Below are 25,479 nucleotides of genomic sequence, written 5' to 3'. Positions count from 1 at the left end.
GTACAACACGCTCGCTCATGCATCGGGCGTTCATAAAAGCTAATTGGGAAAATTGTCACGTGCCGAAAATGAGTGCTCGGTTGATATAAGAGTGGCTCCAAAATTCACCGCTTCAACCAAAGTGGTGAACCGTAGGTATGGGTAAGTTTTTTACTGATTGCATTACGCTAACGGGACACGTTAGTTCAATAAACATGATAAGGCAGCCCGTCAGTCAATGCGATCAGCTGCCTTCATTCAACTAACGGGCAGTTTTGTACAAGAAAAAATGATGAACTGGAATAAACACGTGCAGTACTGATGGATGAAAAAGGTGAATATATGGATTCAAATGAACTAAAACCTTTAATGAACAACACAAAATGGGAAGAAATAAGACAAGCAATGCTCAACTATGCCTTTCCAACCAAATGGAGGATTAAAGACATTGATACTGGCTATATCAGCCTTTGGGATGGAGATTGGTATTACCATTTTTCAGATGGTGGTTATAAATTTATTGAGTGGTTAGAAATTCATGCTGAAGATGACTCGATAAATGCTGATTTAATTCAAATCTTGAAAAAAATACATGTTCCAGGTGAAGTAACTACCGACTCCATCATAATTTATGGATATAACAAAACTAATGAATTCATTGATTATATATAATACGCTTCACCTCAATGCTTCCAAACACAAAGTACAGTTTGACCATTAAATGTATATCTGTATATAAAAGAAAAAACACTCCTGACAATGGAGTGTTTTATTATTATTCAAATTTATTTGAAGTCCATGTAGCAATTCCATTCATTGGACATGCAACAACTAGCCAGTTATCAGATTCTACTCCCACCTGCCAACATTCATACTTCTCATGAAAACCAATAACAAATAGTATGCTACCTGATTCAAAGCTTTTAATTAAATGTGGAGTGCTATCTCCCAATTGTATATCTATAATCTTTTCACGTCTCACCTTTATGATCTGATTGTATTTTTCTTCCTCAGAAACATCTGCAATTTGGCTTTCATTACTAGGGTATTGAGAGGGAACTAAATCAAATATAGTCCACTTTGATTCAATGTTCAGGTACAGTTGACCAGCTAAATCATCGAACTCGTTCAGCGAAGTCCCTAATTTCTTTATTCATTCCGTTCCCCAGCTCTTTTCATCAACGTATAAGCCCGAATCATTACACCATATCTTGGATTTGTTGGTGTTGGCTTTTCGCTTCAAATTTCGCGTTTTGGCATTTTGCTCTCATCCATGTACAGCAGATTCCAGCGGTGACCGTCCAGGTCGGCAAATCCTGCGCCGTACATCCAGCCGTCAGTTTCACTTGGCTTGCCAAAGATGTTTCCTCCGGCAGACTCTGCTTTTTGGATAAAAGCATCTACTTCTTCTCTGCTTTCAGCACCAATGGAGAAGATTACTTCAGCGCTATGGGAAGTATCTGCGGTTTTTGAACCAGTAAATTTCTCAAACGCCGCATCCGGGAACAGCAGAATTGTTGTTTGACCTATTACAAGCTTAGCTCTCTCGTTCCCAACACTCACCGCTTGGAATCCAATCTCATTGAAAAAGACAGTTGACCTCTCAACATCTTTGACTGGCAGGTTAATCCAAATCTCCTGTGACATGGCTGTAGCCTCCTAATATATTTTCATTCCTACTATACTCTACTTCTGGCAGCAGAAGCGATCTCTTTCGCATCTCACCTTTAGTTGAAATACTCGATAGTTTTCTCAATAAATGCCTTGGCCGATTTTGTCAGAAAACGGTCGGACCGATGAATGATCTCAAAGTGACGATATGGCGGATCGTCTGTAATTCGGATGCAGCGTAATGTTGGTTCATTCATTGCTTGGATCAAACGGTAAGGCAGCAATGTTCCTCCGACATTGGCTTTCACCAAGCTAATAATGGAAGTTGCCGAACTGGTCTCCATGATCGTATCTAAGCTGAATCCATATTTACGACAATAGCCATCAACTAATTCTCTGCCTGTAAATCCTTCGGGGAACATCACAGTTTGGATATTACGCAGTTCCTGGATTCCAATCGTGCTTCGTTCAGCCCAATCATGATTCTCAGAAACGACAAGTACATATTCTTCACTGCACAAGGGAATGCGTACAAGCCGATCATCTGGAGCAGAGGTGATCTCGATCCCGATGTCTACTTCATTATCTAGTACTTGATTCAAGACGTAGATCGAAGAGATAAGCTTCAGCTGCACCTTGGGGAATCGCGTATGAAAATTCACGAGCAATGGGGTGAGCCGATAGTCCAGATCGGAAGGGAGAACACCAATTACCAACCGACCTCGTTGATCATTGCGTAATTCAGCTAACGCATCCTGGGTATTCTGTAAATGCCGAATCATCTGTACACAGTGCTCCAAAAACAGATTTCCTGCTTGAGTCATCACAATCTTTTTGCCGACTCGGTCAAATAAGGGAACTCCGAGTTCATCCTCAAGCGCGCGTATTTGTTGACTCAACGTAGGCTGAGATATGCCAAGCTTCTCAGCTGCTCGTGTAAAATGAAGCTCCTCACACACAGCAATGAAGTTTTCCATCTGACGAATCTCCATATGAATGACCTCTAATCATTGGTTTTAGTAATCATTTTAATAGAAACAATAGTATTGTTCAATCATTCTAATGATTCTATACTTAATCGTGCACCGCCCAAAGATCTGTTATTAACAAAGGGTCATGGGAGAATGCAGCGATACTACTACCATGAGGTGATTCATAATGAAACTTTTTTATATCGTCTTGGCGCTTATCCTGGCTTCACTGAATTTACGGCCACCCATTACATCCATTTCTCCTCTAATGAGCATCATTCAGAATGATCTGGGTATAAGCGGGATTACCGCCAGTTTGTTAACCACACTTCCGGTATTATGCATGGGCATATTTGCTCCGTTCTCCGTACGATTAAGCAGAAGGTGGGGAAATGAGGGCGCAATTGTTCTGGCTTTAATCCTCATTGGGTTAGGTACGGGATTACGATGGTTTGTTGGTACAACTCCTTTGATGATGTTCACTTCTTTTCTTTCCGGTGTAGGAATTGCATTGGCAGGGCCGCTGTTGTCCAGTTTCATTAAGCAGTACTTCCCTGACCGAGTGGCATCCATGGTGGGTATTTACTCTACAGCGATGGTGATGGGGGCCAGCATTAGTGTGGGACTATCGGTTCCGCTACAGTATACATTGGGTGGTTCGTGGAGAGGCTCGTTGGCTGTATGGGCATTACTGGCAGTCATTGCATTGCCGATTTGGTTGAGATTAGCCTGGTCTGCGCGCACAGATCGACAATCCGGTAAAATCTCGAGTGTACTTAATGCACCACTTCCGGTGAACAATAGACGTGCCTGGGTGCTGACATTATTCTTCGGGCTGATGGCAGCGATCTTCTATTCGTTGACCGCTTGGCTTGCGCCAGCAATCCAAAGCCAGGGGTATAGCCAAGAGACTGCCGGCAAAATCCAAACTTTATTTACCTTGATATCGCTGCCCTCTACTTTGTTCATTCCGATGCTTGTACATCGTTACCAAAGACGTGTATTCTGGCTTGTCGGGTGTGCAATATTAGAGTTGACGGGTGTCTTGATGCTGAACCTATCCGTTAGCCCCTGGCTCGCGGCGATTCCACTCGGTATTGGAGCGGGTGGGCTGTTCCCGATTGCACTGATGTTGCCCATTGATGAAACAAGTAATGCTCAAGAAGCTAGTAGCTGGTCCGCAATGACCCAATCTGGTGGCTACATTCTCGGAGCGCTTGGGCCGCTAGCGATTGGCTGGCTCCACGATGCAACAGGCAGCTTCGTTCAAGCATTCTATGGTTTGGCTGTAATCATCGTGCTTCAGATTATCGTTCAAATGGCTATAGGAAATAAAAAAAGTTCTCCATCCATTTCTCGTCTCCATTAAAGGTTTCGTGTGATACTTCATGTTGATCAATTAGTGAAGTTGTGCTTGCATGGACCTATGAACGTACGTGGTGTAATTCAACTAGCAGGCAGGATAATGGAAATGAACTGTAGAAAAAAACCTATAAATGAAAGTGACAAAAGTGGAGAATTCTACCGACAGTTGAATAAAGCGCCTATGAAAATTCAACCACCGCTTGATAGGATTGCGTTTGAGGAAATGCTATGCTGTTTTCGACAGTGCGCACTGTACATTTTGTTTTATTGGAGGTATACAATGCTCGACTTGCGTAAAATTGGAGCTTATATTTCGAAGCTTCGCAAAGACCAGGATTTGACCCAATTGGAACTTGCCGATCAACTGAATGTAAGTCATCAAGCGGTATCGAAATGGGAACGGGGCGACTCGCTACCGGATATCGGAACGCTTCCGCAGTTTGCGAGGTTATTCGGCAAAACGGTAGACGACATTTTAAATGCAGGAGACAACTCAGAAAATCGGGAGCACCAGCACCTAGGAACGATCGTTGAGGAGATCGCAGAGAACAGGCCGGACCAAGTTGCAGAGATGGTCAATACCGGTGAGATGAAGGTGGAAGAGCTTGTAGAAGTAGCACCGTTTGTAAAAGCAAGCGCTCTGCATAAGGTTACAGAACGATTAGACAGCAGCGTCCTTAAGTTAGACGTGATCATGCGGCTGGCTCCGTTCCTTGGAACAGATACATTGGATGAACTGGTTCGTCAGGCAGAAGAGGGCGAAATTATGTGGAATGCCATTACTGGACTCGCTCCGTTCGTCAGCAGCGACACATTAAGCCGACTGGTAGATAAATCGATTGACGGTTCCTTAGAAGTGCACAATCTTGTTGGAATTGCCCCGTTTCTTGAAAGAGAACATGTAGATCGGTTGGTTCAACAAGCAGAAGAGGGTAGCTTGAGCTGGCATTTCGTTCAAGGGCTGGCACCCTTTATTAGCAGAGAAACGTTAAGCCGCTTGGTAGACCGGGTTGCAGATGGCACTATTGATGCTAACCGGATCATAAGCCTCGCACCTTTTCTGGACAGGGAAAATCTCGAGAAGTTAATTAGTGGAGTCGAAGCTGAACATCTTAGCCCAGATCTGCTGGCAAGCCTTGCTCCCTTCGTCGATCAAGGGACATTGAGTAGAATGGTGACAAACTTATTAAATAAAGTAAAGTAGACACGTATATCGGAGATTGGTGATGCATAGGCAATGGCGTTAAGCTAACGGGAAACGCTAGTTCCATAAACACGATAAAGGCAGCCCGTCAGTAAATGTGATCTGCTGCCTTTATTCAACTAACGGGCAAGTTACCTTAATAAACTAGGGGTGGATAAAATATAAATATAAGAGTTCTCTCCCGAACTATTAGAAAAAGTCATGTTACGATGTCCTTATTCGGTTGTTTCAGGGGGAGTGAGGAGAACATGTTAAATACTCATGATGTTGCAATAGAAGCATTAACTTGTTATTCGATTACTTATCAATCAATAGCTCATATTGGCCAAAATGCAAACACCATCTATAAAGTGACAGATAAGGAAAGTAACTACTATAGTTTGCGGATACATCTATCAAAAAATGATTCGATGGAAAGTATTTGGTCTGAGGAAAAAGTCATTCATTCAGAAATGATTTGGCTGGAATCATTAATAAATGATACTGATCTGGTGTTACCGTCACCTATAAAAAATAACATTGGTGAATATGTTACTAAGATAGCTGACATGAACTGTACATTGGTAAAATGGGTAGAGGGTGAACAAAAACAATTTGTTCCAACAGTCAATGATGCCGAGTGCGTAGGTGAATTGATCGGAAAGCTTCATAAACAATCATCTATTTGGAAGGTTCCGCAATCATTTACTAGACCATCCTTTGATAATACTAGAATTTCACAATCATTAGAAAAGCTCAAACAGCTTGCTGACGGTGGTGAGCTCAATAAAAATGATGTGGAAATTCTGCAATTGGCCGGTGAGCGTGCAATTTTAATGATGAACGATATAGAAAGAACACCTGGCAACTGGGGGATAATTCACGCAGACTTGATTCCAAGTAATTATGTGTTTCATAAACAAGAAGCTAGAGCCATTGATTTTGGAGCTTGCGGGTTCGGATATTATTTATTCGATTTAGGTTGGGCACTTTCTTATATCCACCCAGCGTTCAGAAGCCAGTTGCTAGAATCATACGCCAAACAATTCGACCTGCCTCATAACTATGTTCAACAGTTAGAAGGCTTCTTTGTAGCTGCCCAACTCGAAACAATGAATTTTTGGCTTGGGTTGCCTGAATCTAATGAGTGGTTACCCAGTCACATTAGTAGATTAGCAAGTCGGGAATTTAAGTTATATGTAAATAAAAAAGAATTTCTTTTTAGTGGGACTCCTTACTGGGAGTAATTTGTTCTACTAACGGGAAACGTTGTCTCAAATCACGATCAGCCAGCTGCGCGATCACCTGCCCTTTGCGCGATCTTGATCGTATCGGACCGTATTGCAGCTATTCCAGCATATGGGTTCATATTGCGAAGGTTTCGGACTGTATAGCTCTTATTGCCCTTGATTTGCGTAGAAAAGAAGTACATTTGAGCGAATAGCTGCAACTGAGTCCGATAGTGTGGCAAAACGAGATGAATTATGGAAATAAGAGCAATTGAGTCCGAACAGTTGGTGAAAAGAACGCCGCCTGCCAAATTTGCTCCTAAACGTGCTACCCAGTGTTTAAACTAGCCGTCTATAGCTCAAGCTATCTACACCGTGCGCGGAATTTGTTACCTGTTGCTCAAACTAGCCGCCTATGTCTCGAAACTAGCTGCCCTTTGCGCGATCTTGATCGTATCGGACTGTATTGCAGCTATTTCAGCATATGGGTTCATATTACGAAGATTTCGGACTGTATAGCTCTTATTACCCTTGATTTGCGTAGAAAAGAAGTACATTTGAGCGAATAGCTGCAACTGAGTCCGATAGTGTGGCAAAACGAGCTGAATTATGGAAATAAGAGCAACTGAGTCCGAACAGTTGGTGAAAAGAACGCCGCCTGCCAAATTTGCTCCTAAACGTGCTACCCAGTGTTTAAACTAGCCGTCTATAGCTCAAGCTATCTACACCGTGCGTGGAATTAGCTACCTATAGCCCAACCTAGATACACCGTGCGATAATTGAAGGATGGGCAAAGGTGAAAACGTTTATTGGCTTATAACGCACCAATTAAACCTTGGAAAGAAGCTTAATATAAACAATAAGGCAGCCGATCAACACGATCAGCTGCTTTTGTTCATCTAAGAGTAATTTCTCAAATAAATAAAAGCATCCTTGACTTTCCCCTGCACGGGAAACTGTATACTCACTTTATGTTATAGATTGGAGATGATATTTTGTTCAAAATTAGTGCATTTTCTAGGCTAAGCAAGGTATCCTTAAAAACACTGCGTTATTACGACCAGATTGGCATACTAAGGCCGAAAAAAGTGGATCAGGATACGTGCTACCGTTACTATTCCGCAGATCAGCTCCTTGAGCTCAACCGAATTTTAATCTATAAGGAATTGGGTTTTACATTGCCTCAAATTAAACAGCTGCTTCAGGAAAATATTTCATTAGAAAATATTCAAGGCATGTTTAAGCTGAAAAGAAGCGAAATCCAGCATATCATCGATACGGAACAAGCTAAACTCGTCAGGATTGAGGAACGTATGCAGCTTATAGAAAAAGAGGGGCAATTCGAAACGGGTCAAGAAATCAGAGTCAAAGCAGAGGGTGCTCAATTGTTTCTTTATCAGAAAGCATGCGGGAAAGAAGAGGACATTCCGGATTTGCTTCGTCAATTTGATCAGTTTATAACGACGGAAAATCGTCAATTCATTCAAGGCCCTCAGGTTGTTTTGTGGAAAGAAGTCGAAGGAAAAGAGGATGAGTTTGAGTTTGAAGTCGGGTATTTTTTAACCTGTGAGCTGCGATCATTTCCAGAACCGTTTCAGCTACGGACTCTTCCTCCTGAACCGATGATGGCCACAATGGCTTTTCATTCAAATACTAGTTTTGATTGTGCGGCCTGTGTTCATTTAGCTAAATGGATTGAGAAAAACAACTATCAGATCAAGGAGAACGAACCGGGCAGGGAGTTATATTTACCGTTATCTCCAGAACGAGATGCACAATTCATAGAAATACAAATTCCCATTATAAATAGATAACAGAAGAAGTGGAGTGGGGGAAATTGAAAAATAAACGGATCATTTATATTCTGGCACTGGCTGTTTTTCTGATTGGAACCATTGAATATATTATTACAGGAGTTATTGAGATGATTGCTGTGGACTTGGGAGTATCTACTTCTGAAGTTGGATTATTGGTGACTGTGTTTGCCCTCTCTGCAGCCTTTGTCGCTCCGGTTTTGATTGCATTAACGATCAATGCAGATCGCAAGAAACTACTAATGATCACCCTAGGTGTGTTTATTGCCAGCAACGGACTTATGTTTGTAGATCTTGCTTATGAAACAGTACTATGGATACGTATTATCCAAGGGGCTAGCGGAGGAGTCGCTACCGTTGTAGCCATGGCAATAGCGACCCGACTCGTTGAAAAAGAAAAAAGGGGCAATGCCATCGGTATCATTTTGATGGGGCTTAGCAGTTCACTAGTGCTTGGTGTTCCTGTGGGCACATTTTTTAGTGAGATGTTTGGATGGAGAGTGCTATTTGTTTTAATCGGATTATTAAGTATTCTTCCATTACTTATCATCTATAAAAAGGTTCCGGCAATCAAAGAAGAGGAAAAGGTTACCCTCAGAATGCAGCTCTCTATTTTAAAAAATCCAACCATTCTGATGGCCTTGGTTATTACGTTATTTTATGTCGGCGGCTATTCTACACTATTTACTTATATTACGCCTTTCTTGCAAGCCACGTCCTCTCTTTCCATGACCGAAATTAGCGGTGTTCTGTTCCTGGCGGGCATTTGCAGCTTTGTCGGATCAAAGCTGGGCGGACAACTGGCAGATGCAAAGGGATCGAAATTCACCATTTGTCTCGGGCTCCTGTTACAAGGGACGACACTGCTTTTATTCGCTCTAGCCGGAGTCAATCTGTTGGTTTTAATCTTGGTTTTAATGATTTTTATGTTAGCAACGTGGAGTATTTCCCCGGCCCAGCAACTATATCTGGTTACTCTGGCGCCTCGAAATCCGGACATTGCTCTTAGTGTAAATACTTCGTTCATCCAATTTGGCTTTGCACTGGGATCTGGATTAGGCGGGTTAGTCATCAGTCGTACCTCTGTCCTATATTTGAATTGGCTGGGTTTTGCCGCTGTATGCATAGCTTTACTTCTTGCTAGCTTACTATTTAAAAAAATGAGCAGTAGGACTAAAACTACTATGGTTTAAATAAGAAATGGATTGGAGAACGACAAAGAGAACTTTATCGCCGAATTTTTCCAGAGCCATCTGGGACTGAGTATCAGCATTCCAATTTAATGGACAGAGCTGATGTTGAGTGTTTATTTGATTACTGTCAGATATTAGAAGCGATGACCTCGAAGAATTTATTTTTGAAGTCGAATCATATGTCGATTCATTACCTTAACTTTAAGCTAGAGTGAAACGATATCTTAATAAAAACAAGAAGGCAGCCGATCAACACGATCGGCTGCTTTTGTTCATCTAAGAGTAATTTCTCGAATGAATAAAAGCATCATTGACGTTTCTCAGCACGGGAAACTGTATACTCACATTATGTTGTAGATAGGAGATGACACTGCGTTATTACGACCAGATTGGCATACTTAGGACGAGAAAAGTGGATCACGATTCGTGCTATCGTTACTATTGGATAGTTCATGGCGAGAAGTTTGTCGGCCAAAAGTATTTTGGTGTTCTTGTCCGCGAGGGGTTCAAGGGTGCCCAGAGCGGCTAGCTTGTAGTAAAAGTACCGGATTCTATATCGTGGAGTCAGGCTGCTGTCAGCTGCCAGCTAAGCTAAGTGTAACTCCATTTACGTTACCGATCCCTAGGAAAGTCCAGCGAGAGAAAGTCACTGCCGCCAACCCCCACCAATGTTGGTCCTGCCTTTATTTGCGGGGCGCTCCTGAAGACCGGCTATGATGACCCGGATGTAATTCTGATTAAGGTCCATGCCGATGCAGTCCAATACTGGAAAAACAGGAACCTGGCTGAGAAGGTGATGCAAATGTTCAAGCGGATCACCAACCGGGATTCATCTGTAGGTCTCATTTGCTGTGCAGCCGGAAGAAATAAATGTCACGCCTGAGGCTACTCAAGTGTTATATCTATAGAAACAGAAGAAATAGAAGAAAGGAGACCAACGTGGATTCTATGGAAGAGAAGATTAGGAGAATACAGGCCGGAGATGCCCGCCTGTTCTCAGATGTAATCAAGCTGTACCAGCAGCGGATATACCTCTACTGCTTCCGGATGCTGAACAGCAGGGAAGAGGCGGAGGATGCGGTGCAGGATGTCCTGATTAAGGCCTATCAGAATATCGGGCAATACAAGCCGCAGGCGGATTTCGTATCATGGCTCTACAAGATCGCGTACCACCATTGTCTGAATCAGTTGCGGCGGCAGAAATTTCAGTTTCAATTGCGCAAGCTGCTCTGGCAGGAGGTTGCGGTGAACAGTGCCGAACAAATGGTCGAGGACCGTCTGTTCAGCGAGCCAGTCTCGACCGCCCTGGGGAAGCTGAATGTGGAAGACCGGAATTTGTTGATTCTGCGTATTTATGAAGATAAATCGTTTGCGGAAATCGGCGAAATTCTGGGTGTCAGTACGGCTACCGTACGCAAAAGATATGAACGGACCAAAGGCAAGCTTAAAAAGGTGTTGGAGAGAAAGGAGAAACAACTATGGACAAGAGTGAATTAACCTCGGAGGAGCGGTTTCTGAAGCACGGAGACCGGTCCGCCAATTTCATCCCCGTTGATGTTCATGAACAGGTAATGACAGCGCTCGGGCTTGGCGGGATCTTACCTGCTGCAGAAGAGCAGACCCCTCTGCAGACACTTCCGCCAAACGAAGGGGCTCCTAACGTTATGCGCAGGCTAAAGACAGAAGCCGGAACGGGGCGGAGCCGGAGGAGAATCCTGCGGATTCCGGTGCAGGGCTGGGTGGCGGCACTACTTGTAATGGTCTTGTTGGGCGGCGGTTATACCCAGTATTCCGGTGAACTCCGGCAGGGGGCCCAAATTCAGTACAAGGTGCTGCCCTATAAGCCACTTCTGGCAACGAAATCAGGTGGAATGATAGAGAAGCCGAATGAACCCTTGATTCCCTGGCCGGCCAAAGCGCAGCTGAGCAAAGAGGATGAACTCTACAAGATGAAATATGCAAAGGGCTACAATGCCATTGAGAAGTTGCTGCTTCCTGGAGAGTATGCCACCTATGTTATCAAACGTGAAGACGGGAAAGAAGAATCTCATCTTGGGTTATACTGCCCGCCGATCATAGTCAAGGACTATTCCACTTATAAGACCAGTGTTGAGAAGCACCACGCTCCCGAAGTGAAGCAACCGGGATATATGCCGGACGGGTATACCTTGGACGAGGCGTTTATCAAGCCTTCTTTTATAAAGGTCGAAGATGACAAGCAGTTTAAAGGTGAAAGCGAGATAGACCTAGGAGACAACTTCCGGATGACTTGGAAACGGGAGAAGGCGGAGAATATTGCCTATGATTCTTCTACACTTGTGTACAAGAAGGGGAAGATTCAGGTGAGAATCAGTGCCTCACGTGTTGATGAAAAAGCTACACCGGTAGAAAGCCTGATGTGGACCAAAACGACAAAGGTGGAGAATATTGATATTGGCGGCAAGCAGCTCATTTATCTCGAACCTTCCAGCAACGAAAAGATTGACCTGGGGTATAAGTATAGACTAGTCTGGTCTGACCCGGAAGCGCAGATCATCTATAATGTGTCGGTTCGCCAGGAGAAATCTGAGTTGACCAAGGATGAGGTCATCCGTATTGCTGCCAGTATGATGAATTAAACGAACACAGATATTACGCTCAGGACTGTTTCGCTATCTATGATAGCGGGACAGCCCTCGAGCGTTTTTTGCATATGCGAAGCACTGCATATTCGTGAGATTTTATAAGAATTCTTGCATTGCTCTCATATGAACTTCCGATTCATATTATTAATGTAGCAATGTAGCAAGATATTGCAGATTATAGCCTCTCGGAATAAGGAGCAGCATGGAGGGGCTAAACCAGAGAAAGTGCATAATTAGAGCTGGAAAAGATGGATTATGAAAACCAGTTTCAAAAAAAGGGCAAACCTCAAGTGGGTACAGTGTGCTATACTGCTGCGCAATGTAACACTCGAAGTCTGCCCTCTATACATAAAGACCGTCTTCAGTGGTTCAAGTTTGTCCTCTATGTATAACGACAATCCCGCTGTTCTGTTTTCCAGTACAAGTGTAACACGACTGAAAATCAACGAGGAGGCTGAATAACGATGCGAGCCTGTATCAGCAAACGAAAGAATGGAACCTATGCGTACACGATTGAACTCGGGAAACATCCTGTTACACAAAGGAGACGGTAGCGCCTCAAAGCCGGTTTTGCTACATGGAAAGATACTGAACAAGCCCTAGTGCAGGCATTAGCTCATTTTGGACGGGGAAGTTACATAGCGTTCCACTGCCCCAGCAGCAAAATTCAAGTGCTTTATGAAATCAATGAAAAAAGTGGTTGGTTTGACTGCGATAAGCTCGAAGAATTTATTTTTGAAGTCGAATCACATGTCGATTCATTACCTTAACTTTACGTTAACGTGAAACGATAACTCAATAACGACACACAGGCAGTCGGTCAATGGATCGGCTGCCTATGTTCAACTAACGGGCAGGATACTTCCAATATGTGGTATTCTAAGGTATGGGATTTGAACAGGGGGGAGCCATGTTGACGGAAATAAAATATCCAGTTAAGAATCCATCCAGAATTGGAACTATTATAGGCATGATTGCTCTTATATCGAGTCAATCTATTCTTGGATTGAGATTATGGAATCAGAGAGGGGTATTCTACACTTCGTTAACTGTGGTTCTTTTGTGTTTAGTTTTATTGTTACTCGCATTGTACAGAACATTTTTTAAGAAACCAACGGAGTTATGCCTATCCAATGAGCAAATTATATTAAATGGAAATATTATTAATTCAAAGGATATTAAAGTGATAATGACCAGGGGGTACTTTAAACCTGTTATTGGGATATTACCTTACAGGAGGAAGATCGTCCCATTAGATATGGCATTTAGGTATTCAAAGGATGAAGATAAAGGTATCTCGGATTTAAAGAGTTGGGCAAAAATGAACAATGTTAAGATGGTCAATAAATCGTTTCAAACGTGGATATAAGTGTATTCAAAAGCACTATTCGGCAGTTAAATGCGGTATTATATAGTACGATTATCCATAAGAGATGAGGTGCCTTTATCAAGAAGAAATATGCTTTTCTAATCGTTTCCATATTATTATTTGTGATGGCTTATACAAAACCAAGTAGTCAATATTATGATAATTACCTCCATAAGGTTCACGGTCTTAAATGTGACAGTTCCGAAAGCTCAAATTGCTTTCATACTATTAATGACTTGAAATCATCAAGTCTCACACATCAGATTATTTTTATGACAGCAGAAACAAAAATTTTTGGAGAGGCAGATAACAAAATACGAGTAGTAGGTATTTTCAATCATTTTTTTGTGATAGAAAATCGTCTTCATCCTAAATCAGATAATAACAATAATATCGAAGTTCCGTTAAGCTAACGGGCAGGATTGTTTAGAAAGTCCCTGATTGTATTTACCTATGCTTACTGTTAATCTAAACGATAGAGATGCTAACAAAGGAGCATAAACCTTATCATGTGGAATACTCTGTAAAGATTAACAATTTGAAAGAATGCCTGAAATAGTGATTACACTATTTTATTAGGTGTGCTTTTCTTTAATCTTACAAGGTGTGCAGGGAAAGGTGTATCATATACCCATCCTGCGGATACCTGATGGTATCCGCTTTTATTTGTGGGAAACAGCATCTCTATTGATTCCTACCTGTTTATCCTTCTACTAGCGAGTGGAGGAAATTTATTATGCGATCGAAATTAGTCTTGATTGAGGGAATGCCAGGATCTGGTAAAACAACAACTGCTCAGCTCGTTCATGAAATTCTTACGGAAGTGAACATTACATCCCAGCTATTTTTAGAAGGTAATTTGGAACATCCTGCTGATTATGATGGAGTCGCTTTCTTTAAGAAAACTGAATGGGATGAATTATTGAATACCCATAAAAAGTTTAAAGATTTGTTGAGTAATCTAATGATTCAACAAGATAACGATTACTTCCTAGAATATCGGAAAATAAAAAGTGAAGTCTGGTCAAGTTTTCCAGATGAATTGCATCGCGCAGTTTTTAAACATGATATTTATGAATTGCCGCTAGATCAAAATAGGAAACTGATAACAGAACGATGGACGAAGTTTGCGGATCGTGTTTTGTATGGCGCAGACACCTTTGTTTTTGATTGTTGTTTTATACAAAACCCTGTAACTATAGGCATGATTAAACATGGTGCGGAGAAGGAAGACGTTATAAGTTATGTTATTGAACTGGCAACAATTGTAGAGCGGCTGAATCCATTGTTGATATACGTACAGCAGAATGATTTTGATCATTCTTTCAGAAAGGCTGTAAAGGAAAGACCTCAGGAATGGTCAGAGGGATTTATTGAATATTACACGAACCAGGGGTATGGAAAAACACAAAATTATAAAGGGTTAGATGGAACACTGCAGGTTCTTAAAGCAAGAAGGGAACTAGAAAAAGAGATTTTTACCAGATTAAACATTACCAAGATAAAAGTTGATAACTCTTCTTATAATAAAAACGATTATAAGCAAGTTTTAGAGAGCATTTTATCAGAATATTAACAAACTAACGAGAGATTGGATTCTAATGATTGCAGGTTGAGAAAGAGGGCAATCTATTAAGCTTACGGGAAACGATAGCTGAGGAGCATTGCCATGGCAATGCTCCTTTTTTATTTGTTGAAGTAACGGGCAGGATTGCTTCATCAATTGTCGAATCCTTTGCTTGAATATTTCTATAAGGGGGCGATGGAAATTAAGATACGAGAAGTTGTAGCAAATGATTACACTGAAGTGGTTTTTTTATGGAATGATGTACTTGGTGTTCGCAATGTTAATATTGAAAATTTTCGAGTTACTATGGAAAACATGAATAAGGCTGGAAATTATAAAACATTCGTTGCATTATTTGAAAATGAAGTGGTTGGTTTTGTCACTATAGTTCAGGCGTTATCCGTAGGGTCTTCGAATGGTTATCTACATATTCAAGGGCTTGCCGTTAAAAAGGAATTACAGCATAGTGGGATAGGTACAGAACTACTAAGACACACTGAGAATTATGCTAAAGAAATGGGAATATCAAGTATTATTTTATGTAGCGGATTTAAGCGAACCGACGCCCATGCTTTCTATGTGCATAATGGCTATGACAAAGATTCATACTGCTTTGATAAGATTATTAAACTTGACTAATTTTGAATTAATTTACCGGGAAACGATAACTCAATAATGACACACAGGCAGGTCAGCGTGGGATTTATGTTGTTTATTCAGGAGGATTTTTGATTGTGGGTTATGAACAGGATTTTAAAAAAAGGGTACATGAAGTTATTAAACAGAAACAACTATGTTCAGTTATGAATGACACTAAGTGGGGAAACTTACAAAGTGATGTACTAAATAAACTACCTTTTACCCCTCCATATCAAGCTAAGTATGTCTTAGACGATATACTTTATCCAGAGAACTTCGAAAACGACGTCTGGTATTTAGGGGATTGGATAGAAGGACTTTCACCTTTTTTTTCTGTAGAATGGATACGGGTTAGACCAAGGTATCAGAAGCACAAGGGGAATCTGCTTCCTCCTGAATTAATTGACATAAGTAAAGAATTTCTTTCGATTTTACATGAATTAAGAATTCCGTATAGAGAAGAAAATAATACATTTTTTATTTATGGATATATATCAAATACAGACTCACTTTTCAAAGGTAATCAATTAAGCTAACAGGAAACGTTAATTTAATAAAAACATGTAAGCAGCCGCTCAAACAACCGGCTGCTTTTTCATTTAAACTTGGTTTGATTTCGGATAAATAAAAGTTGCAAAAAGGAAAAAGATTGCTATACTAAATTTAAACGTTATTTTAAATGTCATTTAAATCAAAGGAAATATACTTGGAGGTTGCGTATGGAGACAGACAAAAAGTTGGAAACAAAAGAGAAGATTATGCGTGCCACACTGGAGTTGACCAAACAAGAAGGCTTTGAAAGGATCACTATAAAAAAAATTGCAGAAGCCTCAAGCACGAATGTCGCTCTAGTTAACTATTACTTTGGGTCCAAAGAAAACTTGTTTAGCGAGTCCATCAAATTGATATTGAACAGCTTTCAGCATACCTTTGCCATACTTGACGATTTCTCTATATCCTCACGAGATAGATTGAGGCAATTTTTACTGGATTATTTGCAAGTGATCCTTCAATATCCCGAATTGCTCTCCAGAATCATCCTGATGGGCAAGACCGTTTTCTCCTCCCAGCATGAATATGGATCATTTTTGAATCTATTGGGGTTTCCTAAGATACAAAATACTTTAAGAGAGTTAACCGATGAGCAGCAGCCAGAGCACCTGATGACCATGACGATGCAGATTTTTGGAGCGCTTTTTCTACCGGCACTTATGAGTCCTATTCTAGAAACAGGAGCTTCCGTGAAGATTGCACCTATAGAGGAACAGATTGACCTGCTCTTTGCAAGATACTTTCATTAATAAACTCAGATTGAGGTGATTAAATGAATTTTTTAAGAAAATATTGGCAGGATATAGGACTATTCATTGGCATTGTTATATGCATGTATCTTCTAATGAATTGGCAAACAATACCGCGGATCAACAGCATATTATGGTTAAGCTTTGTGGCGATCCTTCTTCATCAATTTGAGGAATACCGCTGGCCAGGGTACTTTCCAGGCATATTCAATATAGCCCTTTTTAAAAGTGATTCCCCTGACAACTATCCATTAAATAAACAGTCGGCAATGATTATTAATGTGGTCATCGCCTATGTGTTCTACTTGCTCCCTGTATTCTTCCCGTCAGTAGTATGGCTGGGGATGGCACCTGTTTTAATGGGCTTTTTCCAAATCATTTTCCATGGAGTCGTCATTAATATAAGAGCAAAAAGCATGTATAATCCAGGATTAGTCTCCGCAATTTTTGTGCATTTGCCGGTGGGGATCTGGTACATCAACTACTTATATGAGCATCATTTAATAACCCTCTCAGACTGGATTTGGAGCGCAATTTATTTTGCCATAGCTGTTTATATTTTAATAGTGAAAGGAAATACATGGATGAAAAACAAAAACTCCATTCACAAATTTTCGCAAAAGCAATTATGGTCTTTTCATAAGTAGCTCCTCATAACCCACCAGAAGGTTCAGTTGGCCTTTAACTAAACACAGAACATTAATCCTATCGTTACTGGAGGTTGATGCACTGTGTTTTTTTCTGCGGATTTCTTCGTTTGCTTCGCGCTATGAAAATGTTGAAGTTAATATTCTGTTGAGGATCTCATCACTATCTGTTTACGATTCAGAGTTAGAGTTAGAGAAGGCCAAGCGAAAAAGGAGCTTTCTCATGAACACAGATCCTAAAGTGCTTATTGTAACTTCGGCATTTGGAGACGGGCATCTCAAAGTAGCAGAAGCGATTGATCATTCTTTTAGACGTAGAGGGATCAGCCGGATTGTCACCTTGGATCTTTTCGCTGCAGTCTACCCTACTCTGAATGAGCTGTCCCGCAGATTCTACCTGAACAGCACAGGTTATACTCAAGAATTTTATGGATTAGTGTACAAGTTGACGAGCAAGATGAACCCAGACCAGTTCATGGGCAGATGGATTCATTCTATGGGCAAGCGGAAAGTGCAAAGGATCATCGACGAGATCGGACCGGATATTATCATTCATACCTTTCCTTATTTGGCCGCTGCAGAGCTTGCATCAACAAAGGGGAGACGGATCCCCCTTTTCACTGTCATGACGGATTATGTGGTTCATGGCAGATGGCTTCATCCACAAACCACAAAGTATTTTATCGCTACGGAAAGCATGAAAGCAGAACTGATGTCATTAGGTATTGCTGAAGAAAAGCTTGTGGTTAGCGGGATTCCGATTCGTGAAGCTTTTGAACAGAGTCAGGAACGTGAAGCCCTTTTACGTAAGCATGGACTAGATGGAAATCGGCATTATCTATTACTTGCGGCAGGGGCTTACGGCGTGTTGAGTGATATTAACCATTTAATAATAAGGGCGCTGCAGCTATCAAACTTCGATGTAATGGTATTGTGCGGGAATAATCATAAGCTCATGATGGCTACGGAAGAGCTTTTTCAAGGGAATCCTCGGGTACATATACGGGGTTATACAGAAGAAATGCAGGAGCTAATGTGCATATCCTCCTGTCTGTTGACCAAAGCAGGGGGGATTACCTTGACTGAGGCGATGGCTCTAGCACTTCCTGTAATTGTCTATCGTCCGCTCCCCGGGCAGGAGGCAGGCAATGCAGAATGGTTGTCTGAGCACAATTTAATAGAGATTGCCCGAAACGGGGAGCAGTTAGTAGAGCAGCTTCAGAGATTGGAGCATCCGGGGTACAGGGATGAAAAGGTACACTGCATGAAGAGTTTTTCCCGGAAATCAGCCGCGGATGCTATCGTTACTGAGGCTTTAGAGGTTATCAAGCTGCGGCAGCCGTCTGTTACAGCCGTAAAATCTATGGTTGTTGAAGGGCAGGCGAAGACGATTCATGGATATTATTAGCAAGGTAGAAAGACCACGCGTTGTGGGTCCTCTAATAGGAGGCTGGCTCGGAAGCTCGGGGAATGAATTGCTGCCTTTTCAAGTAAGCACTGTTTATTTGATTATAATTATTTATTACCAGATAAAGGGTCGATAAGATGTTATTATTTGTATGGGTGAATTTATTGAAAATGGTGCTTTATTGTCATTGGGGAGGTCAAAATGTACACGAATCAGAAGATAGAGGATATTTTGCATGAAATGCTAATCAAGCTTGTGGAAAATGAAAAGTTTCCGGGATTAGCGGCCGGAATCGTAAAGGACAACCAAGTTCTGTTTACTGGTGAATATGGGACGGCAAATTTATCGACGGGTGATCCTGTAGTTCGTGGCACTTTGTTTCACCAAGCCTCTGTCTCCAAAACCTTCGTAGCAACCGCCATTATGCAATTAGTTGAGCGTGGTAAGGTAGAATTGGATGCTCCCATCACTAAATACCTGTCATATTTTAAGTTAGAGGATGAGCGGTATCAAAATATAACAATAAGACAGCTTATGAATCATACCTCCGGTATGCCTGATGAGGAAGATTACGCGTGGGACCGCCCTGAATACGACGAGCAAAGTCTTGAACGATATGTAAAAGGGATAGGTCACCACAAGCTGTTAAGCCAACCGGGAGAGAAATTTGCCTATAGTAATACAGGATATGAGATCTTGGGAGATATGATAGCAAAAGTCAGCGATATGAGCTTCGAGCAGTATATGGAAAAAAATATTCTGAAACCGACAGGAATGCAGTCCAGTTCTTTTCTTAAACAGGAGGTTGAAGCTTATATTGCTGCACCTCATGTGCTTGGAGCTACCCATGAATGTGATGGCTGCGTTAGTAGTGTTTTTCCATATAACAGGGCTCATGCACCTAGCTCCACTTTATATACCCATGCCGAAGATATGTGCCAATATCTGCTGATGCATCTAAACGGTGGAACAGCCGGGAACGGCAATGAAGTCCTCCAGCCAGGTAGCTATAATGAAATGTGGAAACCTCATGCACAAACGGGCTATGATCCGGAAAATGCACAGATAGGATTGGGCTGGTTTCTAGGAGAATATAAGGGTTCTCGTATTCTCTCACATTCCGGCTGGGATACTGGATTCTTAAGCAATCTGTTCCTGCTTCCTGATAAAAAAATCGCTATTTCTGTTATGAGTAATTGTGACTATGTCAACATGGGCAGTGTATGCTTCCCAATCCTTGATCTGTTGCTTGGCTCCAATATTTAAAACGAGTCTGTAAATGATTTTACAACTTCATAACAAGGGGCTTCGTACTTTATAACATTCGTATCTTAAAGTACATGTAAGTCAAGCCCACTTACACTATGGAGGTTATGAGAAATGAAGAGTAAAGATGTGAAATCAGCCCTCGGGGTGATCGCGATATCCAGTGGTCTGCTAGCCCTCACTGCTTTGGCAGTGCCCACAATCGTCGCTTATACTACAGTGAACCAGAATGTGTCTCAAGCGAACGTTTCCTACACGCAAGAACTCAACCAGAAGCCAGCTGTTCAACTGGCGAGTAGCCAGATCCCGGTACTTAAGGTTGCAACCAAAACACCGGTCTCGACGATCAAGTCGTATTTTGAGCGCACAGTCACTGCTGAAGAAATTAAGCAGATTAATGAGTATGCAGAGAAGGCCAGGCTCACTGGCAAGGATGAACAGCTTACGCGGCAATTTACGGACCAGGAGAATAAGCGGCGGATGTTATTGGATGATCAATACAAGTACGATGGCTTACGGCCCAAGCAGAAGCTACCTTTGAAATCAGGGAGTTCCGAATTTTATCTGGATCAAAGCAAATTTACCTATGTAATTCCTAAGCGCGAACTGACTGATGAAGAAATGCTGCAATTGATCGACTGGAATTATCGCTTTAATTATGTGGTAAGCCTCAATCTTGTCGTGGCACAGCCAGATAAGAAGGACATCAGTCAGGATGAAGCCCTACGCAGAGCAGAAGAGAGCGTAAGCCATCTATTCGGTGTCGATCTCTCAAAGTTGCAGGCTCAGACCTCATATTATAAACCTTTTCCTGATTCGAAAGGGCAATGGTTCGTTAATTTTCTACCTTACCGGGCAGAGACACTGCGGGCTCAGGATAAGTCTTATTTCATGTATAATACGTTCGTGGATGCAAAGAGCGGGACCGTACTTGATACCACGATAGTGGACCTGTCCTATAAGAGAACTCCGATTACAGCCGCTATGAATAAACAGATTAGCCAGGATTCCAGCTGGCTTCAAGCCGCTAAATCCATTGTGGTGGACAAGCAGGGTGAGACCCGTGCGATAACCAGCTCCTCTATCATTAAAGACAGTGCATATGACAAAAGCGGAGTAGTAGCGGTCTTGGTCAAACTGAAAGACGGTAGCTCCTACACGGTAGAGCTGCGCTATCCGGAGAAGACTCTGCGCTGCCTGATCTATACACCGGTTTCCAAGTAATGAAGTGAACCAGCGTTATAAACTACTTTAGTATTTACAACCTACAGCAAGCCCCACTCGGGGCTTGCTGCTCTGCATTTTAAGAGCTGGTGGATGACTATTGTGAGAGCAGGCATGGGTATAGGAATTTCTTTTTACAAGAAGGGATGGTTAGATGCTAGATATTAAATCCTTACAAGAATGTCCTCTTCGTCAAAATGAGCTTATTGAGTATGTCAAAAAACGGTGGCCAAAAGTACAACAAGCTGTGCTACCCTATATACAAGAAAGTTTAATCTCAAAAGATGAGGAGTTCCCTTTTACATTTTTGCTGTTGAAACATGATGTAATCATCGGGTTTTATCAATTAATTGAGCAGGAATTTATAACTCGAAAAGATTTATCACCTTGGATTGCGCCATTGTTTATTGACGAAAGTGAGAGGGGCAAAGCACTGGGAGCCGTTTTGTTGGAGCATGCCAGAAAAATAGCTGGGCAACTAGGTTATGCAAAAGTCTACTTGGCGACGGATCATATTCTTTATTATGAGAAATATGGATTTAAGGAAATAGGTCTGGATAACTTCGAGTGGGGACGGCCCACCAAAATATATGAACATGACACTATTTACGTTTGACCAGAGTGGTCCCATGATAAACTCTATTATGGAAATGAATCCAGATGCGATTTATAGTGCCGAGGCATTAGATCAGGAAAGGAAATTAAGCGGAGTACGAAGTCTTCTACATGGTGTGCCTGTATTATTGGAAGGAAATATTGAAACGAATGATAAAATGCATACAACTGCGGGTGCATTAGCTTTGGAAAACCATGCTAGCTCAAACGATGCCTTTCTTGTCCAAAAACTAAGGGATGCTGGGGCCATTATACTTGCAAAAACAAATATAACGGAATGGGCAAATGGGATGTCATCATCCATGTGGGCTGGGTATAGCTCAATAGGAGGACAAACCAAAAATCCATCCGGTGATCATTTTCCGGGGGGGTCCAGTACGGCTTTTGCCGCTTTCGTTGAAAATTACTTATATAACCTTCCGGCTCAACTTCCTGTCCATAACCTAAATGAATGGATGGAATGGAACGAGCGGAATTCGGAAAAGGCTTTGAAATATGGACAAGATATGCTGAACTATCGATCACATCTAGATAAACCGTTGAATCATTCGGAATATATAGTAAAGTCTATCTCTGGCTTATATTATTCGCAAAATATGGGGATCGATCATGCTTTAGAAAAGTATGGATTGGATGCAATCCTGTTTCCTGCTTATGTCGGAGATGATTTAAATGCTAGAGCAGGTTGTCCAACTATAGCAGTGCCCGCAGGCTTTCAAGAGAATGGAAGAGCCTTACTTATTAATAGAAAAAGGTACATTTACAAACGAACGTATGTTTGCTAAAATGTTGATGTGGATAAAAATACCAAAGTGAAGAAAAAAGCGTTTGAGATTAGCAATCCATAAGAAACAACCCAAGTTGAATTCTGCTAAAATGTAGTTAATGTCTAATGTAGATATCCCTCATGAACAAAGGAGAACTGAAAATGAGAAAACTCGTTCTATTTCTTCACGCATCGCTTGACGGTTTTGTAGAAGGGCCGAATGGTGAAATGGACATTGGCTGGGTTTCCTACGATGCTGATTTGGAGAACCATGCGAAAGAAATTCTGAGTACTGCCGACACTGTCATTTGGGGACGTGGGACTTATCAGATGATGCACAGTTACTGGCCATCTGTCCCTTCGAACCCATCAGCTTCGCAGCATGAACGGAATCACGCCGAGTGGATCGAAAAGACAGCCAAAATTGTTTTTTCCACGACGCTGGAGAAAGTCGAATGGAATAATTCCAGACTCGTGAAAGAAGCTGTCGAGAAAGAGATCAATATCCTCAAACAGCAGCCCGGCAAGGATATGGTCATCCTCGGCAGTCCTAGATTCGCACACCACCTTATGCAGCTTGATTTAATTGATGAGTATAAAATTACGGTTTCTCCCGTCCTGATCGGTAAGGGATTGCCATTATTCCAAGGTCTCAAGGAGAAGAGAAATCTTAAGCTAATCGAAAACAAGACCTTTGATTCTGGAGCCATAGGTCTCATTTACCAGACGGTAAGATAACCTTGTCACTTAAGGTGATTGCTCACGGGGAACGTTATTGGAACGACAACAGCGGCAGTCTAAGACTTTATTTATCAAGTCTTGGTCCGCCGCTGCTTCTTTTAATGGATCCAGTCTAATACTTTATTTTTACCAAACACTAATCAGATGTTGGTTCTTTCATAAACCATGAAATATGGGTGCATCGCTTACAAATAAGGATGGCAGCGTTTTTGTTCGCCCAGTCAAAGCCTAAAAATGATGCGCCGCTTGTGTTAAGCAGTTTATAATCCAGATCAAAAGTATCGTTTTGACAGCAAGGACAGATTATTGGTGCGCCTGCGGCACTGTATCTCATTTTAAAAACCTCCTGTGGATTTGTATAATACTTTAACGTATTTGAGGTTATTCAGGTTTCGTGCACTTGAACTTACTAGTTAATTTGGGGTGAAGTTATGTTTAGCTGGAAAAAAGCTTTGTCAAAGGTATGTGAACTTTATTTTTCATCCAAAATGAATTCGAATTTAGAATGGATCTTGGTTGGCTCGGTCGGTTCGGTTCTTCAGGGCTGTGAAATGACCTCAGGAGACGTTGATATTTATACAAGGAATAAGGAAGGGCTTGACCAATTTGCAGAACTTCTTAAAGAATTTTCCCTTTTGGATAAATGTGAATTTCCTCATGGGGATAACTGGTTATCTTCTTTAGAAGAACCTACATTCACTCAAACCTTTTCTTCGGGATTTTCTTGGACAAAAGGGAGTTGGATAATCGATGGATTTAAGGTGGAGGTTGTTCATATTTCCAATTCAGCTGGAATTCCTGATTCTATGGATGGTGGGGGGATATGGGAAGGTGGACAATTCATTTGGAGCCATTTCAAAAACGTGGAGATCGGACCGTATACTATTCCTACGGTTCCGTTAGAAATACAGTTGGAATCTAATTTAAGACGAAAAAGATCAGATAGGACACAAGCGATTATCGCTGCATTACAAAAAAATGGCTATGATAAAGAACTAATCGATAAAGCCTTATCAAAGGAACACTTATCTTATTTTTATTCCCAAATTGGTTAGGCTGAGAAGGCGAGGGACTGATTTTGACCCATAATATTATTGAATACTGTTTAAAAAAGAACGGAGCAACAAAGGACTATCCTTTCGGATTCGATCCATTGGTGATTAAGATTGCCGGTAAAATGTTCGCGCTTATTTTTGAGAATAAGGGGAATTCTGCTTACATAAATCTAAAATGTGATCCGGTGATTGCAGGGAACTTGCGAGAGCAGCATGAGAGCGTTCGGCCAGGATACCACATGAACAAAAAACACTGGAATACGATTGTTTTGGATGGCTCCTTACCAGAGTCGGATATCTATTTAATGATTGATCATTCTTACGATAGGGTTGTCCAAAATCTTCCCAAGAGCCTCCGACAAACGATCTACTGAATATGGCATTAATTTGTCGTTTAAATGGTAATGAACTGGTATAATATGGTTTATAATCATGGAAAGGAGTTGTTTTTATGTCTGACTTTTTTAATTCAGGACCTAATCCCAATATGACGGACCCTGGAGGCCATAAAGCAAACCATGATGTAAATGCGCAAAAATATCATACTGAAGGCGTTCCTGGATTTTGGAGCGAGGTAACCAATCTGTTGATCGTTGTGGCTATAATTGTCGTCATTTTTTTAGTTATAAGGTTTGTTTTATGATTACCCTGGTTTAGAGTGAAGATATTGACTTTTAGGAGGCGGTTCCATTGGTAACTATCATTAGGTGGACAGAATTTAGAAGGATAACGCCTACTCGTCCATAAACTGCGTATTTCCTTCTTAATGAGGGTACTAGATGCAAGAATATAACATTAGTATAATGAAAGACTTTTCAAAGCATTACATTGACCAAATCCGGATATTAGAACAACTTTGCAAGACGTCCGACAGGTCAAGTTTGAGGGTGGGTATAGAAAGCCTTAAGGAGA

Annotated in this window: 26 protein-coding genes and 1 pseudogene; 24 read left to right on the top strand and 3 right to left on the bottom strand. The window is 41.5% G+C overall.

Annotation, left to right across the window (positions count from 1 at the left end):
* The first annotated feature begins 300 nt into the window (after positions 1-300).
* Positions 301-651: a DUF6678 family protein gene (locus tag MKY14_RS13305; protein WP_217696514.1), complete on the top strand. Its 351-nt coding sequence runs from the start codon at positions 301-303 to the stop codon at positions 649-651.
* Positions 652-1,218: 567 nt separating this feature from the next.
* On the opposite strand, the gene MKY14_RS13300 is transcribed toward MKY14_RS13305, so the two are convergent.
* Complete coding sequence (locus MKY14_RS13300; RefSeq protein WP_340976621.1) at positions 1,219-1,626, bottom strand: VOC family protein; 408 nt, start codon at positions 1,624-1,626, stop codon at positions 1,219-1,221.
* An 80-nt stretch (positions 1,627-1,706) separates the two neighbouring features.
* Positions 1,707-2,567, bottom strand: a complete 861-nt coding sequence (locus MKY14_RS13295; RefSeq protein ID WP_254847659.1) for a LysR family transcriptional regulator — start codon at positions 2,565-2,567, stop codon at positions 1,707-1,709.
* Between the two features lie 181 nt (positions 2,568-2,748).
* Between MKY14_RS13295 and MKY14_RS13290 the strand changes: the two genes are divergently transcribed.
* From MKY14_RS13290 to MKY14_RS13200, 20 genes and pseudogenes are all read left to right on the top strand, one after another.
* Positions 2,749-3,930, top strand: a complete 1,182-nt coding sequence (locus tag MKY14_RS13290) for an MFS transporter (protein ID WP_076277410.1) — start codon at positions 2,749-2,751, stop codon at positions 3,928-3,930.
* A 276-nt stretch (positions 3,931-4,206) separates the two neighbouring features.
* On the top strand, positions 4,207-5,130 hold the full coding sequence (locus tag MKY14_RS13285; protein WP_076130257.1) for a helix-turn-helix transcriptional regulator: 924 nt from the start codon (positions 4,207-4,209) through the stop codon (positions 5,128-5,130).
* Between the two features lie 248 nt (positions 5,131-5,378).
* A complete protein-coding gene (locus MKY14_RS13280) occupies positions 5,379-6,356 on the top strand; it encodes a phosphotransferase enzyme family protein (RefSeq protein ID WP_076277409.1) in 978 nt (325 codons plus the stop codon).
* 977 nt (positions 6,357-7,333) lie between these two features.
* Positions 7,334-8,152: a MerR family transcriptional regulator gene (locus MKY14_RS13275; RefSeq protein ID WP_076194965.1), complete on the top strand. Its 819-nt coding sequence runs from the start codon at positions 7,334-7,336 to the stop codon at positions 8,150-8,152.
* 23 nt (positions 8,153-8,175) lie between these two features.
* Entirely contained in the window at positions 8,176-9,345 is a 1,170-nt protein-coding gene (locus MKY14_RS13270) for an MFS transporter (protein ID WP_340976619.1), read from the top strand.
* 649 nt (positions 9,346-9,994) lie between these two features.
* Positions 9,995-10,228 carry a pyridoxamine 5'-phosphate oxidase family protein gene (locus MKY14_RS30830; RefSeq protein ID WP_143759939.1) on the top strand — a complete coding sequence of 78 codons (234 nt, stop codon included), beginning with the start codon at positions 9,995-9,997 and terminating at the stop codon, positions 10,226-10,228.
* A gap of 65 nt (positions 10,229-10,293) precedes the next feature.
* Positions 10,294-10,842, top strand: coding sequence for an RNA polymerase sigma factor (locus MKY14_RS13265; protein WP_076279283.1), 549 nt, complete (start codon positions 10,294-10,296; stop codon positions 10,840-10,842).
* A complete protein-coding gene (locus MKY14_RS13260; protein WP_081387989.1) occupies positions 10,824-11,963 on the top strand; it encodes a DUF4367 domain-containing protein in 1,140 nt (379 codons plus the stop codon). The genes MKY14_RS13265 and MKY14_RS13260 overlap by 19 nt, the downstream gene beginning before the upstream one ends.
* A 916-nt stretch (positions 11,964-12,879) precedes the next feature.
* Positions 12,880-13,338, top strand: a complete 459-nt coding sequence (locus tag MKY14_RS13255) for a hypothetical protein (RefSeq protein ID WP_076130208.1) — start codon at positions 12,880-12,882, stop codon at positions 13,336-13,338.
* Positions 13,339-14,074: 736 nt separating this feature from the next.
* Positions 14,075-14,914 carry a hypothetical protein gene (locus tag MKY14_RS13250; RefSeq protein ID WP_076307282.1) on the top strand — a complete coding sequence of 280 codons (840 nt, stop codon included), beginning with the start codon at positions 14,075-14,077 and terminating at the stop codon, positions 14,912-14,914.
* A 186-nt stretch (positions 14,915-15,100) separates the two neighbouring features.
* Positions 15,101-15,544 carry a GNAT family N-acetyltransferase gene (locus MKY14_RS13245; protein ID WP_076130210.1) on the top strand — a complete coding sequence of 148 codons (444 nt, stop codon included), beginning with the start codon at positions 15,101-15,103 and terminating at the stop codon, positions 15,542-15,544.
* A 95-nt stretch (positions 15,545-15,639) separates the two neighbouring features.
* Entirely contained in the window at positions 15,640-16,080 is a 441-nt protein-coding gene (locus MKY14_RS13240) for a DUF6678 family protein (RefSeq protein ID WP_081386470.1), read from the top strand.
* A 183-nt stretch (positions 16,081-16,263) separates the two neighbouring features.
* Positions 16,264-16,845 carry a TetR/AcrR family transcriptional regulator gene (locus MKY14_RS13235; RefSeq protein WP_076184227.1) on the top strand — a complete coding sequence of 194 codons (582 nt, stop codon included), beginning with the start codon at positions 16,264-16,266 and terminating at the stop codon, positions 16,843-16,845.
* Between the two features lie 23 nt (positions 16,846-16,868).
* On the top strand, positions 16,869-17,492 hold the full coding sequence (locus MKY14_RS13230) for an HXXEE domain-containing protein (protein ID WP_340976616.1): 624 nt from the start codon (positions 16,869-16,871) through the stop codon (positions 17,490-17,492).
* Between the two features lie 223 nt (positions 17,493-17,715).
* On the top strand, positions 17,716-18,900 hold the full coding sequence (locus MKY14_RS13225) for an MGDG synthase family glycosyltransferase (protein WP_340976614.1): 1,185 nt from the start codon (positions 17,716-17,718) through the stop codon (positions 18,898-18,900).
* 201 nt (positions 18,901-19,101) lie between these two features.
* Positions 19,102-20,166 (top strand): serine hydrolase domain-containing protein, encoded by a 1,065-nt coding sequence (locus tag MKY14_RS13220; RefSeq protein ID WP_340976612.1) that lies wholly within the window; start codon positions 19,102-19,104, stop codon positions 20,164-20,166.
* Between the two features lie 114 nt (positions 20,167-20,280).
* Positions 20,281-21,390: a hypothetical protein gene (locus MKY14_RS13215; RefSeq protein WP_076307285.1), complete on the top strand. Its 1,110-nt coding sequence runs from the start codon at positions 20,281-20,283 to the stop codon at positions 21,388-21,390.
* A 154-nt stretch (positions 21,391-21,544) separates the two neighbouring features.
* Positions 21,545-22,006, top strand: coding sequence for a GNAT family N-acetyltransferase (locus MKY14_RS13210; RefSeq protein ID WP_340976611.1), 462 nt, complete (start codon positions 21,545-21,547; stop codon positions 22,004-22,006).
* A pseudogene (locus MKY14_RS13205) lies at positions 22,002-22,736 on the top strand (amidase family protein); the annotation flags it as partial. The gene MKY14_RS13210 and the pseudogene MKY14_RS13205, both read left to right, overlap by 5 nt.
* Positions 22,737-22,933: 197 nt before the next feature.
* Positions 22,934-23,509 carry a dihydrofolate reductase family protein gene (locus MKY14_RS13200; protein ID WP_340976610.1) on the top strand — a complete coding sequence of 192 codons (576 nt, stop codon included), beginning with the start codon at positions 22,934-22,936 and terminating at the stop codon, positions 23,507-23,509.
* A gap of 139 nt (positions 23,510-23,648) precedes the next feature.
* Here MKY14_RS13200 and MKY14_RS13195 read toward each other — a convergent pair whose 3' ends face one another.
* Positions 23,649-23,846, bottom strand: coding sequence for a hypothetical protein (locus MKY14_RS13195; protein WP_076130220.1), 198 nt, complete (start codon positions 23,844-23,846; stop codon positions 23,649-23,651).
* A gap of 97 nt (positions 23,847-23,943) precedes the next feature.
* Here MKY14_RS13195 and MKY14_RS13190 point away from each other — a divergent pair, with 97 nt between their 5' ends.
* The 3 genes from MKY14_RS13190 to MKY14_RS13180 all read left to right on the top strand — a co-directional run bounded on the left by MKY14_RS13190 (position 23,944) and on the right by MKY14_RS13180 (position 25,210).
* Positions 23,944-24,567 (top strand): hypothetical protein, encoded by a 624-nt coding sequence (locus tag MKY14_RS13190; protein WP_340976608.1) that lies wholly within the window; start codon positions 23,944-23,946, stop codon positions 24,565-24,567.
* Positions 24,568-24,590: 23 nt separating this feature from the next.
* Entirely contained in the window at positions 24,591-24,941 is a 351-nt protein-coding gene (locus tag MKY14_RS13185) for an MmcQ/YjbR family DNA-binding protein (protein ID WP_076217962.1), read from the top strand.
* A 77-nt stretch (positions 24,942-25,018) separates the two neighbouring features.
* The gene (locus tag MKY14_RS13180) at positions 25,019-25,210 is read left to right on the top strand and encodes a hypothetical protein (RefSeq protein WP_340976607.1); all 192 of its coding nucleotides are present in this window, start codon (positions 25,019-25,021) and stop codon (positions 25,208-25,210) included.
* Positions 25,211-25,479 lie beyond the last annotated feature (269 nt).

The sequence above is a fragment of the Paenibacillus sp. FSL R5-0887 genome, assembly GCF_038002305.1.
GTDB lineage: Bacteria > Bacillota > Bacilli > Paenibacillales > Paenibacillaceae > Paenibacillus_AQ > Paenibacillus_AQ odorifer.
This window is presented reverse-complemented; position numbering and strand designations above follow the sequence as displayed.